This window comes from Methanosarcina sp. DH2 (assembly GCF_020804225.1).
In the GTDB taxonomy this organism is placed as follows: domain Archaea; phylum Halobacteriota; class Methanosarcinia; order Methanosarcinales; family Methanosarcinaceae; genus Methanosarcina.
Genome location: NZ_WJBI01000008.1, coordinates 81396 through 95718, shown reverse-complemented (window position 1 = coordinate 95718; position 14323 = coordinate 81396). Strand labels below are relative to the sequence as shown.

The following is a 14323-nucleotide window of genomic DNA, read 5'->3' as shown; positions in this document are numbered from 1 at the left end:
TAGGAATAAACCAGGCAAATTATCCCTAAAAAACATCTTGGGAAAGCCACTCACATTGCTCTATGAAGTTTTTATTCAGGAAACAGGCTTCAAAAGCACCGCTCTGTCGAAAGAAAACTTTGGTTCAGAGACCTGTTCAAGACCCGCGGATCGGGCAAGCTCCAGTGTGTTGTCAAAGTTAGACTTTGAGACATGGAATTTAGGCTCGACAATCAAAAACCTGCCATCAGGCTTGAGATGGGAAGCGACCTCGATCAAGAAACTCTTTTTATCCGGGACCTCATGAACCATATAGAAAGCCAGTGCAAAATCCACCATCTCGGAGATGCCTAACTTTCCCGGTTGGGCTTTATGAAAGATGATACGAGAATTAAGCCCCTTAAGCTCGCTTTTGTGCCTTAAGATCTGAAGCATTTCATCCTGAATATCCACCGAGATAACCTTTCCTTTTTCGCCTACCAGCTTCGCCATTGCCAAAGAAAAGAAACCCGGCCCGCAGCCCAGATCCATAATAACCTGACCTTCTTTGATATATTCGCCAACAATTTTGTAGGGGTTTTGTAAAAGCTTGCGAATCCAGTTGTCAAGGGTCCAGGCCCTCTGATAAGGGCATACTTCCGTAGATTTTTTCTCCATTTTTCCTTTCCTCCAATCTATGATTTTTTTTCTTTAGTAATTATGCGGTAGAACTGAAAAATCAATAGAATTAAGCCTTTGATTACCTGAAGCGTCATTTTCAATCATGATATTTTTATTGTAACTTATTTTTATACCTAAAGTGTGCAAGTTCTATATTTATTGATCTCAGTTGCTTTTTCAGGGCTCAGAAGTCCATACTTATTGACAGTAATAATAGAAATAGAAATAGAAATAGAAATCCAGATTGTGCCCTACGATTTCCTTCAGTCCGGCATCTCTGATGAATGAAAAAATAGTATGGTTTTAACTTTTTTTATCATATAGAGCAATTGATCCTGAATCACTCTAAACGTCAACCGAAAGTTTTTCGAAAAATTGACGGGGAAATATGAATAAACTAGCTACGATAATTAAGGGATACAGTAAAGATATTTTAATTCATTTTAAGCTCATACTTTATTGAGATTGCATCTTCTTCCGGAATCCAATTCCTGGATTCATCTTCAAAGAGAATATAACAGTCAATTGAGACCTTTTCATTTGAATATTATATTTGTCCAGTATCGCAAGAAAAATTCATTCTACTTGTGTACTTGAATTTCATAAACTGTTTTATGTTATCTCTTTATAAGTTTTCTGGCCAGAGTATCAAACAATCAAGGGTCAGGAAATAATTATAGATGAAAAAAGAGATGAAAATGGTCAATTTGAGGAATTGGACTTAAAAATTTACAAAGGTTTATTAAAAACTTAGTTAAAAAGTCCAAATGTATTAGCCAAATCTAATTTTTACTCCATCTATGGAGGCGGTAAAATAAAAAATATTATGAAATATGGGATTTTTTTGGTTTTGGTTCTTTCTTTGCTGACATTAAATGCTTTAGCGCTGTCCAGTCCTTCAAACGATAATACTGAACTCGAAAACAATAACAATGAACCCGTTGGTATTAACATATGTATAGATTTCATACCATACACCCATAAAGAGTTAAGTAACTACTCAGATACGATTGTAATAGGTACAGTTAAAGAAATGCTTCCACCCAGATGGAATACAGCAGACGGAAAACAGCCGAATAAATTACTTCATAAACTTGACTATCCTGACGACATCATTTACACTGACATCGTTATAAGTGTTGATGAATACCTGAAAAACCCGTTATCATCCGAAGAGCTCATTGTAAGAGTCACCGGTGGGACGATTGGGGATTTTAGCATGACTACAGATGCTGATCCAAGCTTCAATGCTGGTGAAAAAGTTTTGCTCTATCTGAGAAAAGATGCTAATCCGAATACAAAGGATATTGGTTCTGAACACTTCATAGTTACAGATTTTTACCGCGGAAAATATACACTAACCGAGGACGGGAAAGCTATAACCCCCGATGAAACTGTTACTCTGGAAGAATTGTTGAGTACAATTAATCAAACAGATAATAACACAAATGGTACCGAAGCATCAGATAACAAAGAAACAGCAAATAAAGAAGCAGCAAATAAAGAAACAGTAGGTAAGCAAGAAGGATTCGGTTCTACTATTCAATCAAAAAGAATTCCTTTCATGAGCTCTTTCTGGGTGCTTGCAGCAGTTTTCGGGGCAGTTCCGATTGTAAGACGCAGGCAGTAATAAGCTATTTATGATCTAATTAAATGGCTACATCTATTGATGCCACTATCGCCCTTCTGCTTCAGTTAGAAAGCGGCGCCTATGAGTTTATTATGAAACCGGGAGATCAAGCAGTTGGGAGAGGAAGTAGAAAAGTGAGCACTTATAGTAATGGTATTCTTTTATTCAGGTTCAGGAACGAGAGACTCGAAGTAATGCTGGTTCATCCGGGTGGGCCAATTTGGGGAAAAAAAGACCATGGAGTATGGTCAATACCCAAAGGACTACCCGAAGGGCATGAAAGCCCCCTGGACACGGCAAAAAGAGAATTTAGAGAAGAAACAGGTTTTGAGGTTGACGGCGAGTTTATTGATCTGGGAGAGTTAAATCAATCCGGCAACAGGATAGTGCATGTATGGGCTCTTGAAAAGGATCTGGATGTAACAAATATTATAAGTAACACATTTCCTTTTGAATGGCCAAAAAACTCCGGGAAAATACGGGAGTATCCTGAGGTCGATAGAGCAGGCTGGTTCGATATTGAGCTGGCTAAGAAAAAAATACGAAAGGGACAGATCGGCTTTCTTGATAGACTCATGGGTATTATTAATTACTCTCAGACGGAAAAGGACTTGGACAAGGAAAAAAGGTACAGGCAAACTACACTATTTTAAACGTTAATCAAAAATTCTACGACCTGTAACTCGACATGGATTTTTTTATTTCTATTTCTATTGCTTTAGCAGGTAATTTTTGTCCTAAAAAATGTCTCAGATTTTTTGAATTCACCTTACAGTTTGGTCCTAAAATAATCTCTTTAATTGGTGTGTAATCACTCTCAATATGTATTGGTATTTCTACAAAAGAAATTAAATCATCTTGTGTAACTCGATATTCAAACATATCAGGTTCTGCGGCTATTTTGTCAAAGCCATGTATTAATCTAACCTCTTTTTCTTCAGAGAAGGTTTCATTCTTAAATATCATTCCATATTTAAGAAGAACACTAGCAAGTTCAATCTCATGAAAATAATTGTTGTCTCCTTTATTTATATAAAAACCTTCTAAAATTTTTAACTTCTCTGTTCCAATAATAGAAACCAAATCTTTCAGCTTTTTTTCTTGTTCTTTTAAGCTGTAAACAACATCAAGTACTTCGAATTCTTTGTTATCCAAAGTTTTAATTGATTCAAAATATCTCCGATTAAACCCTATTGAAATGCCTTTTCGATTATTTGCGTATGCCCTCCACTGGCTCAATAAGTCTCCTTCTCTTGAAAAACAAGCTATATGCGGCCTAAAATAATTTTCCAGCCATCTTCGATAACTTTTTCGAAGTGAATCTCTAAATTCAGTTTTAAAAACATCAGTCATTGAATATTCCATAATCGAAAAAATCCACTCTAACTCAGTATAATCATTCGTCTTATAGGCATTGGACAATCTGATATTTTTATTTGTGATGATCCCAAAAAAAGAGTCCATGCTACAGTAGTGATAAATTATTTTGTCTCTCATAGTACTTCTATAAGGATCAAACATATCTATAAATTATCGATTTTCTTCCAGACATCAAGAATCCATTAAGTCGATTTCCAGACTTTGTCACAAATTCATTATTTTTAAGATACTCTACCCCAAACTTATTCTCAACCAACAAAAAAAATCAGTTAATTCTTCAGTTCATCTGCGTAAGTTTCACTTTATTTTTGATCCTAAAAATGTATAGTATAGAGACAGAATTCATTCAAGTTACGCTATAGAAAAATATTTACAAAACACCCATAAACTTTGTATCATGAATTTTGGATTTTTAGTTTTCCCGGAGCTCGAAGAACTTGATCTTGTCAGCCCGTGAGAAATAATATCGCTCTGGAGCAAATTTGCTCAGGGGCCTGAGAAGTGCCTCATGATTGCTGAAAATCCCGGCCCCGTGATCTGTAACAAGGGAATGTCAATAAATCCTCACGTCACCTTTACAGATTGCCCTCCGCTTGATTTTCTCCCGATACCGGGCGGCGAAGGCACGCGAGAGGTAGATAATCCGTGTCTTATTCAATTCGTTGCCGCGCAGGCTAAGAATTGTAAAGCCGTGCTTTCTGTCTGCACCGGCACATTCATTCTCCACCGCGCTGGTCAGCTCTCAAACAAACGAGCTAATACCCACTGGGCTTCACTCCAGAAATTGCGAGAACTGGGTGATGTTGAAGTAATGGAGGACCGGATTGTAAGGGATGGAAATATCTGGATCTCGGCCGGCATTTCTGCTGGCAATCTGGCGCTTGCATTTATCGAATGCATGGCAAATGAAATAACGGCGGGCAAAATTCAGCTCGGTGCCGATACTATCCGTCAGGCAGGTCATACGGTATGATGCATAAAATTCAGCAGGCTCCTGAGTATTTGAGGAAAAGGGACTGAACGTCCCTCACCCCTGAAGCTTTCCAAAACCTTTCAAGCCTTACTGCCACGTAACATCAAGTGGTTTCCTGCGTGGGATTCCATGGATTTTGTACTTAGGGTTGCCGAACATCATTGCATAAGCAAATTTCCTCCCTGTGGGCAGATTGAGTTCCTTCTGGAGAGGTTCATAGAACATGGCAGCCGCTGCAACAAAGCCCGCCCAGCAGGTGCCGATACCGAACGCCGGTGCAGCGATATCAAAATGGGTGAGGGCGATAGTGGCATCAATAGATGCAATCGGGTTTTCCTCAGGAATGTGGGCAAAGAGCAAATGAGGGGCTCCCCGGCAAATGATATCGTATCCCTGATCCCAAGCCGAAATAAGCATCGGCACATAGCCGCTCATGGGATGTGGGGTGTTCAGCAGGGTTCTCATCCATTCAATGGTGAGCCCGGCAATCTTCCTGACCTTTTCCGGATCATGGATAACCAGCCACTGCACCGGCTGACCATTGGTTCCGGACGCTGCATAACGGGCGATATCAAGGACTTCAAGAATTTTCTCCCTTGGCACAGGCTCCCTGGTAAAATGCCTGACAGACCTGCGTTTCTTGAGATAGAAAGCTATATCCTCTGGAGAGATAGTAACTGCGTCGGCAGGCAGGAGAATTTTCTCATCAGGACGGAGGTCCAAAACGAGAGCTTGAGACGGGCAGAAAACCTCGCAGTGCCCGCAGTAGAGACAGCGTGAAACGTTTGGTTCCTGCACTTGCGGGAGATGAGCCTCATCAGCTGGATCGATAACACCTGAAGGGCATACCTTTGCACAAATACTGCACCTTGTGCAAAGATCCTTATCAACAATAATGTGAGCCATTATATCAAATCCTGTTGAGGGCAGATATATAACCAGCCAGCATTTATTATTTTTCTTCATTTCTCTGCCTGTGAAGCTAATTCATTTGTTTTACATTAATTATGGATTCTTGATGGTAATCCAAAAGGATGCTAGATTCTTTTCCTGAATTATTTTCGAGTTAATTTCAAGGCTTAAAATTGCTTTTTTAGAAAGAAAAATTAAATAGACTTCGATATTCAATCTCTTAAGAAGGGGATGCGAATATGGATGCTGAAGAAATCCGGGCGATTTTCAAGTTTTCAGTCCAGGAAAAAAATATAGTTTCCAGTTTTGAAACTCAAGAAGAGCTATTTCTTCCTTTTCTGCTATCGCTGAAATCAGGAGGCTCCTGGAGTTATGCCTCCGAAGAAACAAAAAGCATTGCAGTAAAGGACGTGATCACTTATTACGATGAGGATAGCAAGACTGGCTATACTCTGGAAAAAATATATCTCTTCATCGATCCTGAAGTTATAAAGGAAGAAGGGATTGTCCGCAGGCTGGAAAAATGCGGGACAAATGAAGAAAGAGAATTGGTTGAAAGACCCTATTCCATAACTATGAAGGCGAAAAAAGTAATACTTGCAGAAGTAAATCCGGAGATTAGAAAGATAACAATCAGGGAACTGAAGAAAAAAAGTATATTATTGAAAGGCACTCCGGCTTATAGTGCAGCTCATGAATTGGAACATCTTGAGAAAGGAGAAATTGAAGGGATTCCGCTCTGGAACTTTGAATACATTAAACAACCAGCAAAAAATGAGTATAAAAAAGTTGAGTAAAAATATAATTATAGTTATTAGCAGCGAACTGTGCTCAGGAAAAAAAATTATAGTTTATAGAGGACTAAATTATAGGTTATAACAATGAGCTTTAATCAAGAAGGCTAAAAAGGACAAAACTAAAAGGACAAAACTAAAAGGACAAAACTAAAAGGACAAAACTGCAACCTCGACCTTTAAAATCTTATTCATTATACTGAACCGTTCTTGTTACACTCGAAGGAAGAGAGCGGCCGGTCCCAAAAAAGAGAAAAGAAAGAAAAAAGCCAACAAATAAAAGCTAACAAATAAAAGCTAACAAATAAAAGCCGACAAATAAAAACCAACAAATAAAAGCCAGAGAGTAAAAATGACATTAAAAGTCCGTGGAAACGCAGAAAAACCGAAATAAATACTACCAAAACAATCCTTCCATGCCTGCTTTTATTGCTATTTAATGCTTTGTCAAGACTCTTTTTTTCAATTTCTTTCTACTTCTTTCTTCTTTTTTGAAGGGTGCAAGTCAGGCTGGCGGAGCTTAAATTTAACTGTGGATTAAAAACGGTTTCTGGGATAATAGAGTATTTTTTGTCCAAATGGTGCATTCCTCCAGAACTTCTGCATAATATCTATTTGGAATATTGACGATATACCTATGAGGTACAGAATTAGTTATGTGTGGACTTTATTCTCCATATTGGATTATTTTTTTATGCTTAACACAGGAGAGCTACCTTTCCAGCGAAAAAATAAGAAGAAAATAAGAGAAAATGCGGTAAATAAAAACTATTAAGGTCCCTGTGAGAAACGAAAAAGTAGAAGTTTCAATTCTCTTTACTTTTCTTTTCACTTCTTTTGACGGGCAGCCAGGCAAGCTGGTATAGGTGATTATATTTACCTGTGAGTTGGAATGAAACTTCCGGATCGAGATAAGTGTATGTATCGGATTTTTCTTATGCCAGGGAGATTTCTCTATAGCACTCGTTTTCTCTCAATACCAGCATAAATAACCTGTTATTTTTCATGTGTGGATGGCTAGTGGCTTCATCTTCAAGGTGCAGAAGAGAAAAACAAAAGATTTCACCTTAAGAGATTCTGAATAGTACTACAGATTAATCAGGAATCACCAGGTAATCACAGATACAGGATTACTTTTGCCGAATAATATTCTTAACCCGCCTGTCCCATTCCGTGGACTCGAAGAGTTCCCTGAGTTCGGGAGAATCATTAATGAAACAGAAACCCCAGTAAACTGCAGGCAGAAATTCTCTTTTCCACTGCTCTTTTTTCTTTTTATCAAGGAACTGGTAGGTTTCAGAAGAGGAAAGGCGGCTTACAAACGCGAGTACCTTTACAAGATCAGGAATAGTCTTCTGGGCTGAACCGAGTTTCAAGCATTTAAGCCTGTAGCTGTCTATCTTTCGAATGTCAGGTTCAAATCCCAGGGTCCTTAGAATTCTATTTTTCTCGGGCATCGAAATGCGTTTACCTTCAAACTTAAGGGAATTTAAGGCTCGAAGTTTCAGGAGCCATTCAACTTCTCCAAAAACCTTGGGCTTGTGCTGTCTTGAAACGTCCCCTAGCCTGCGGTCTTCGTAAGCTTCCCTCTTGAGCTTATTTAACTGGCCAGAAAGGTTCGCGAGCTCTTCTGCATCTCTGAGTTCCCTGACCCTGAACCTTAAGGCTCCCCGCATGAGTTCCCGCTTTTCACGTTCAAAGGCTCCGATATCCTTTTCCTCTGTAAGGGCAAGAAGGCGCGAGAAATATTTTGCCCTCAGGGCAGTTGGGGGAAGCCTGACAGGGATTTCTCCTGCCTGCGCATCCTTTCCTTTTCCCTTTCCTTTTTTCAGGTTGCTGAAATCTACTTTGATAATTTCGATTTTTCCTTCTTCGATTGCCCGGGCTGCATCCCCTTCGGAGAAAAGCTCTTCAAGGCGGATTTCGGGCTGGAGCATCTGGACCTGGTCAACCTTTTCCCCGTTGAAAACTCCTTCTCCGAAGTGCTGGTAAAGGGAATCGATGCTGTCTGAGATCTCAAAGATGTTTCCCCTATCCTTCCCGGAAACCGGAGAAAGCCTTGTAACCCTTCCTACCTGCTGTTCAAAGAGCCGCATGCTCAGGGTGGGACGCAGCAGAATAAGGGTTTCAAGTGCCGGAAAATCGAAGCCCTCGATCAGCATGCCGACAGTGCACAGGACATGGGGCGGCTTTCCTTCATCCCTGAAAGCTGCAAGAAGGGCGCTCTGTTCTTCCTTAGGCAGTTCAGAGGTCATGAAAGCGGCATATTTGAAATTCCCTTCAGAGGTATAATTATCAAAATCGAGTGGCAAGACAGGATTAGAGTCCTTTTCCAGCTCCGGGGCAGAGATTTCCCCATTAAAAACCGAAGAAGTAATTTTTGCGTGAAAAGCGTTGATTTCCCCTCCGTCAGCTCCGGCTCCATAGACACGCTTTCGGACAGGGGCGCAGAAGACGAGGGTCTTTGCATTCCTCTGCTTTACCATCGAATCGTACACATCTTTTGCAAGCTGCGTTCTTCGGATTACTTTTTTCAGTTTGTCGGCAGTACTGCAGTCAAGGAAGAGGTCCTGCTTGTCAAGTTCATCCAGCCCTTTTTCAAAATCGAAGATCTCAAAGATATCTTCCGAACTTTCGGCAATAGTATACTTAAGGGGCGAAAGTTCTTCATCAAGGATACACTCAGGAAGGGTCTTTGCATAGACTTCCCTCATATCTCCGGCAATCTCGTCCACGAATTTGACGTTTCCGACCACACCCTGGAAAGGAGTTGCAGTCATCCCCAGGATTCTGGTCCGATCTCCGAACTCGTTGAGAAAGTCGTTTCCCCTGTTATTGATGAAGTTATGGATCTCATCCACGATTGCAAGATCGGTATACTCGAGGAGCAGTTCTTTGATTTCTGACGCCTGTTTTCCGAGTACTGTCTGCAGCGAGGCAAAGAGCACAAAACCTTCACCTATTTCCCGCCCGGATTTTTTAAGGGCTTCTGCAATATCTTTTCTAGATACCTTAAGTTCGGAAGAGAGGAGCGCACTATTGGGAAAGAGTGGCCTGTTTTTTTTCCTGTCGTAGTAAGTCTGGCTCAGGAGGGGGTTGTTTTTCGAAATAAGGAAAAGTACAAGTTTTCCTTCTTCGTAATATTTTTTCATTATATGTTTCGAAAGAAAGGTCTTACCCCAGCCAGTGGGAACTTTGATATATCCTCTCTGATGGGTTTCAAAATATTCCAGAATATCCTCAAAGATTTTCTTCTTATCTTCCCTCAAAGGCTCGAGCTCGACTGTTTCCATGTCGGCTGCGGCTTCATTTGAAATTGTCATCAGTACGCTGTCCTCACGCTTTTCACTCAACGAGATTTTTAATGTCCATTAAAACCAGAAAGCTACCTTTCAAAGAGTTTTCTGGGAAACTGAATGCTCCATGCACAGGAAACAGTGCATGCAACTGGAAATATTCTAAGAATTAATTCCCCTCACTACAAAATAAAGAATAAAAATCTCCAGTCCAGAAAATCTGGGCTGTCTCCTTTCGTTCTGAAATCGAAAAGAGCATGTCAAACTGCTTTTAATTAAAAGGAATCCCTTTTCAATAATAAGAACTACGGCGATATAAGAATTACGGCGGTATAAGAATTACTATAATATAAAGTTATGGAATATATAAAGTTGTGGAGTATAATAACCATGGAAATATAAGGATTATGGAAGTGAAGATATAAAGGTTATGAAAGTACAGATGTAAAGACTGTGAAAATTCAAGAATTACTATTAATTAAGGACTGCGAATGCACAAGAGTTACTATTAATTAAAGCTGTGAAAACACAGAGAATGCTACTAAAATAAAGGACTATAGCTAATATTGAAATGAAGAAATATATAAACAAATGAATAATAATGCATAATAAGTAACACATAATAAAGAACATAGAATAAAGAACACATAATAAATAATACATAATAAGTAAAGCGTAATAATTAATGCGTAATGAGTGATACGTAATAAATAATAAATAATAAGTAAATAAACAAATAAATAAACAAATAAATGCAGCAATTTATCGCGAAAAGGGGAAAATTCAAAGGAAAAGGCTCGTTGTAGAGGTTCTCTATCCTTTGAGATCTTCTGGAAAAGGAAATTTAAAAGGGTTTAGAAGAACTTCGGTCTTGCAGAAAGGTACTTTGCAAGCGGCAGCTTCCTGTAAGGCTTGCCAGCGGTTTCTTCCTTTATGCGGGTATTGAGTTCTTCCGGAACCATCTGGATTTTTTTCGGCTTATCCTTTTCGGACTCGGCCCGGATGGTTACGTTAATCGTGTTTTCCTCCATTTCCTTATCTCCGATAACCACGACATATGGTACCCATTCCCTGCCCGCTTCTCTTACCTTCTTTCCTATGGACAGGTCGCGGTCGTCAATATCAACCCTGCAGTCCAGTTTCTTTGAAAACTCTTCGGCAAAAGCAAGGTGTTTTTCGGAAATCGGCACAACCCTGACCTGGGTGGGAGAAAGCCAGACAGGCAGCATAGGGACCTTTCCTTCTTCGGTTTCCATTGCTGCTTTTTCGAGGAGAGCATAGATACAGCGTTCGATTGCTCCGCTCGGAGAGCAGTGGAGCACTGTAGGCCTCTCCAATTTGCCGTCTGTACTCACGTAAGAAATATCGTACCTTTCAGCATTTTCCACATCGATCTGGACAGTCGAAAGAGCGCTAGCCTTGGCAAGGGCGTCTACGAAATTGAACTCGAACTTGAGCACGAAGTAGAAGAAGCGGGTGTCCCACATCTCCACAAGCACGGGCTTGTTGACGGTTTGTGCCATACTAACTACAAGGTCTTTATTGGACTCATAGAAGTCCTTTGTAAAGCGGATGGCAACTTCATAATCGTTAATATGGATCCCCACATTTTCAAGCACACTGATGCAGAGGTCGTACTGTTCCTTGAACTGGTTTACAGCCTGGTTCATATCCTCACAAAGGGTGTGCATATCCGGCATGGTGAAAGCCCTGAGCCTTCTTAAGCCCACAAGTTCCCCGCGCTGTTCTTTTCTGAAACTGTAGCGAGTCATTTCGATCATCCTCAGAGGCAGGTTCTTGTAGGAGATCGTCATGTCGTGGTTCATAAGGAACTGCCCGAAACAGGCTGCAAAGCGCAGGAACATCTGCCGCTTATCCGACTCGATAGAGTACTGCCTTGCAGGGAACCTGTCAAGATACTTCTTAAGGGTCGGGTGGTTCATGTCGTACATCAGGGGAGTTTCGACTTCCATTGCCCCGAAATCAGTTGCGACATCAAGCACATAGTTTTCAATTAGGGATTTGACAAGCCTTCCCTTGGGATAATAGCGCATGTTTCCGGAATCTGACCCTGGCTCGTAATCTGCAAGTTCAAGCCTCCGCATAAGTTCAACGTGGGGAGGAGCCCTTTCAACCGCCCTGCTCTTGGAAATTTCATAATTTACAAACTGCTGAAGCTTCGGGTGAGGGGCAAGGTCAAAGCCTTCGATCTCATGGAGTTCTCCGTCCGGAGTCAGAATGCGCCAGTAAGACCTTGCAGTGCTCTCAGCTTTCAGGGCTTCGGAAACTACCTCTCCTTTTTCTTCAACTGCCACGGTTTTGCATACTGCTTTTGTCGTCCCTTCGGGACGGATGCTCCTGGAAAGTTCGGAGAGGGGGTGCCCTTTACAGCTTACGGTAAAGGATTTGTACCATCCAAAAGGAGCCCTTTTGACCTCGTATTTGCCTGAGAGAGCTGTTTCAATGCCTTTTAAGACCTCTATTGCAACTTTCGGGGAGGAGAGGTCAGAGCTCAGGTGGGCATAAGGATAAAGCATTATACGGCTGGTTTTGACCTGGGCTGCAACCTTTTCTATTTCAGAAACAGCCTTTTCTATGGCTTCTTCTGGATTGGCTTCATCCACGCTTTCAACAGCCGTAAAAGCGGTAAGGGCTTCCTCAAGTCTGCCTGACTTTAAGGACTCTTCTATTTTTTCAGCAACTGGGGTTTGTTTTTTGGTTTCGTATTCAATATAATCAGAGTGAATGAGCAATAACTGCATTCTATCACCTGTGTTTTCTAAGCCGAATATATTCCGAACTGGCTTTGTTTCTGGATCAAACAGAGAATCAAACAGTAGTATGATCAGTACTATGGTTCAGTACTGCGGTTCAGTTCTAGGATCTGATTTCAGAGCTGTTTGAAGTCTGTACCCGTCAGTAGATCTTGATTAAAGGAAGTAAAGAAGAATATATGACAGTCCTAACATCCTGCAATGATATAAAGCAATCCCTTTCGCCTCATTGAAAAAGATTTCCTCAATCAATCCTGCAGGATTCTGCAGGATTTTTGAGGTTGAGGTCAGTCTGGGCTGCCAATTCAGGGTGGATTTGCTCCTGATAAACCCTGTAAGCTGCAACGAGCGCTCCCAGGAGAATAGGGGCTGCAAAAAAACCTGCAACTCCTCCCACAAAAGCCCCTCCTAAGAAGGCGAGCATGAGCAGCATAGGATGGATCTTTGACTTCAGGCTGGTCAGGAAAGGCCTGAGGATAAGTTCCGGAGGGCCGTAGATTACAAGGGAAGAAACTACAAAGAAAAGAGATGCGCTTTCAAATCCCTGTTCAAAGTAGCGTATTATAGCCAGAGGCACGAGCACCATATATCCGGCAAAGAGAGGGATAACTGAAGCTACGAAGATCAGGGTTGCAAGTGCCAGCACATGGGTAAATCCAAAAGCATAAAAGACAAACACTGAGGTTATGCTCACTATGAGGGCAGAGTAGGCATTACCTATGAAAACTCCTTTCAGGATAAGGTCCAGGTGAGCTGCATAGCGGTTTACAATTTTCTGGTAATCACCCGGTATCATGCCAAGAAAAGCACAGTAAAGTCTGTCCCCATCTGCAAGCAGAAAATAACAGAAGAAAATCGCAACTATGAAATTAATAACAAAAAGACCGATACTCTGGGCATATGATATTAGTCCAATGCTGCCGACTGCAGGGAGCAGGGAAGTAAAAAGGTTCCAGATAGCATTGTTTATCCTTTCAACATATGTATCCGGAATTTCCAGAGCATTTATAAAATCTAAAATTCCACCCATGACTGAGGTCTGGTGTTCAATAACCCAGGAGACCTGGTTAAGAATCTCAACAATTCCGGCTCCTACAATGAATACTATAGGAATAAAAATGAAAAGACTGGCTATTAAAGCTCCAATTTTTCGGTATTTTCCAAATTTTACCTGGATAGGCCTGGCAATATAAGCAAAGACTATCCCGAGCACTATTCCGTCTGCCAGGGGCAGCAGGATGAGTAAAGCAAAGAACAAAAGCACAGCTAATGCAATGGCTACTCCTATTTTCCATCGGCTGGCAATAAGCTGGCTGACTCCGTCCAGATATCCCTGCTGGAAAACTGGTCTATCGTGTTTTACATCTTTCAGCATCCTATAGGACAGTTAGAAATTCTTAATATATAAAATGATGTGCGTATATACAGGTTCAATAAGTTCAAAAACGTAATCCAGAGATAGCGAAATTTGTGAATATCTAATAAAAAATGTCCAAAAAGTGATTTTGAAATCATTGTTAAATATAAAGGTGAAGATTCTGATTATAAAAATGAAAATTCATAATTTTAAACTATGATTTTGCACAACGTGGTTTTAAAAAGAGATTGGGGGCTTTAGCCCTTTGCCTTGTCCAGGTTCGACTCTAAAGGTACCTTTATCAGCCTAACGAAGTTGATCAGGGAGTAGTCTTGTTGAAGTCTTTCAATCTCGTATGAAATTCTTCTGGAATTTCAAACCCTATTCATTTATAACTTTCGGCACTGCTATCACCGAATTTAAAACTACCTAATTTCGGTATTCACTGGCTGTCAATCTGTTCTGAAATCTGGGATTATTATATTCAGGGAGGCGATTTTGGGCGCTGAAAGCGTTAGATGGACGTTGGGAGTACTTGTGGTTTAAGAAAAGGAGTATTGTAAAGTTC

Annotated in this window: 11 protein-coding genes; 4 read left to right on the top strand and 7 right to left on the bottom strand. The window is 40.7% G+C overall.

What is annotated here, in order from left to right; translation table 11 throughout:
* Positions 1-75: 75 nt before the first annotated feature.
* Entirely contained in the window at positions 76-636 is a 561-nt protein-coding gene (locus FXV91_RS11160) for a class I SAM-dependent methyltransferase (RefSeq protein WP_229390678.1), read from the bottom strand.
* Positions 637-1072: 436 nt separating this feature from the next.
* A complete protein-coding gene (locus FXV91_RS11155) occupies positions 1073-1165 on the bottom strand; it encodes a UPF0228 family protein (protein ID WP_345945505.1) in 93 nt (30 codons plus the stop codon).
* A gap of 300 nt (positions 1166-1465) precedes the next feature.
* Here FXV91_RS11155 and FXV91_RS11150 point away from each other — a divergent pair, with 300 nt between their 5' ends.
* Together FXV91_RS11150 and FXV91_RS11145 are read left to right on the top strand one after the other, a co-directional pair.
* Entirely contained in the window at positions 1466-2269 is an 804-nt protein-coding gene (locus FXV91_RS11150) for a hypothetical protein (RefSeq protein WP_229390677.1), read from the top strand.
* 23 nt (positions 2270-2292) lie between these two features.
* Positions 2293-2922 carry an NUDIX domain-containing protein gene (locus FXV91_RS11145; protein ID WP_229390676.1) on the top strand — a complete coding sequence of 210 codons (630 nt, stop codon included), beginning with the start codon at positions 2293-2295 and terminating at the stop codon, positions 2920-2922.
* Positions 2923-2938: 16 nt separating this feature from the next.
* Here FXV91_RS11145 and FXV91_RS11140 read toward each other — a convergent pair whose 3' ends face one another.
* Positions 2939-3634 (bottom strand): DUF2971 domain-containing protein, encoded by a 696-nt coding sequence (locus tag FXV91_RS11140; protein WP_229390675.1) that lies wholly within the window; start codon positions 3632-3634, stop codon positions 2939-2941.
* Between the two features lie 523 nt (positions 3635-4157).
* Here FXV91_RS11140 and FXV91_RS11135 point away from each other — a divergent pair.
* Positions 4158-4622 carry a DJ-1/PfpI family protein gene (locus tag FXV91_RS11135; protein WP_229390674.1) on the top strand — a complete coding sequence of 155 codons (465 nt, stop codon included), beginning with the start codon at positions 4158-4160 and terminating at the stop codon, positions 4620-4622.
* Positions 4623-4709: 87 nt separating this feature from the next.
* Here FXV91_RS11135 and FXV91_RS11130 read toward each other — a convergent pair whose 3' ends face one another.
* Positions 4710-5588 (bottom strand): nitroreductase family protein, encoded by an 879-nt coding sequence (locus FXV91_RS11130; RefSeq protein ID WP_229390673.1) that lies wholly within the window; start codon positions 5586-5588, stop codon positions 4710-4712.
* A 185-nt stretch (positions 5589-5773) separates the two neighbouring features.
* Between FXV91_RS11130 and FXV91_RS11125 the strand changes: the two genes are divergently transcribed.
* Positions 5774-6331, top strand: a complete 558-nt coding sequence (locus FXV91_RS11125; RefSeq protein WP_229390672.1) for a RimK/LysX family protein — start codon at positions 5774-5776, stop codon at positions 6329-6331.
* A 1127-nt stretch (positions 6332-7458) separates the two neighbouring features.
* Here FXV91_RS11125 and FXV91_RS11120 read toward each other — a convergent pair.
* The 3 genes from FXV91_RS11120 to FXV91_RS11110 form a co-directional block, all read right to left on the bottom strand.
* Positions 7459-9681 carry a DEAD/DEAH box helicase gene (locus tag FXV91_RS11120; protein ID WP_229390671.1) on the bottom strand — a complete coding sequence of 741 codons (2223 nt, stop codon included), beginning with the start codon at positions 9679-9681 and terminating at the stop codon, positions 7459-7461.
* 797 nt (positions 9682-10478) lie between these two features.
* Positions 10479-12386: a threonine--tRNA ligase gene (locus FXV91_RS11115; RefSeq protein WP_229390670.1), complete on the bottom strand. Its 1908-nt coding sequence runs from the start codon at positions 12384-12386 to the stop codon at positions 10479-10481.
* A 256-nt stretch (positions 12387-12642) separates the two neighbouring features.
* Positions 12643-13773 carry an AI-2E family transporter gene (locus tag FXV91_RS11110; protein ID WP_229390669.1) on the bottom strand — a complete coding sequence of 377 codons (1131 nt, stop codon included), beginning with the start codon at positions 13771-13773 and terminating at the stop codon, positions 12643-12645.
* Positions 13774-14323 lie beyond the last annotated feature (550 nt).

Excerpts from the sequence above, each read along its gene's own strand:
- FXV91_RS11110 (WP_229390669.1), bottom strand. The coding sequence starts at position 13,773 with ATGCTGAAAGATGTAAAACACGATAGACCAGTTTTCCAGCAGGGATAT.
- FXV91_RS11140 (WP_229390675.1), bottom strand. The coding sequence starts at position 3,634 with ATGGAATATTCAATGACTGATGTTTTTAAAACTGAATTTAGAGATTCA.
- FXV91_RS11145 (WP_229390676.1), top strand. The coding sequence starts at position 2,293 with ATGGCTACATCTATTGATGCCACTATCGCCCTTCTGCTTCAGTTAGAA.
- FXV91_RS11150 (WP_229390677.1), top strand. The coding sequence starts at position 1,466 with ATGAAATATGGGATTTTTTTGGTTTTGGTTCTTTCTTTGCTGACATTA.
- FXV91_RS11135 (WP_229390674.1), top strand. The coding sequence starts at position 4,158 with ATGATTGCTGAAAATCCCGGCCCCGTGATCTGTAACAAGGGAATGTCA.
- FXV91_RS11130 (WP_229390673.1), bottom strand. The coding sequence starts at position 5,588 with ATGAAGAAAAATAATAAATGCTGGCTGGTTATATATCTGCCCTCAACA.
- FXV91_RS11125 (WP_229390672.1), top strand. The coding sequence starts at position 5,774 with ATGGATGCTGAAGAAATCCGGGCGATTTTCAAGTTTTCAGTCCAGGAA.
- FXV91_RS11160 (WP_229390678.1), bottom strand. The coding sequence starts at position 636 with ATGGAGAAAAAATCTACGGAAGTATGCCCTTATCAGAGGGCCTGGACC.
- FXV91_RS11115 (WP_229390670.1), bottom strand. The coding sequence starts at position 12,386 with ATGCAGTTATTGCTCATTCACTCTGATTATATTGAATACGAAACCAAA.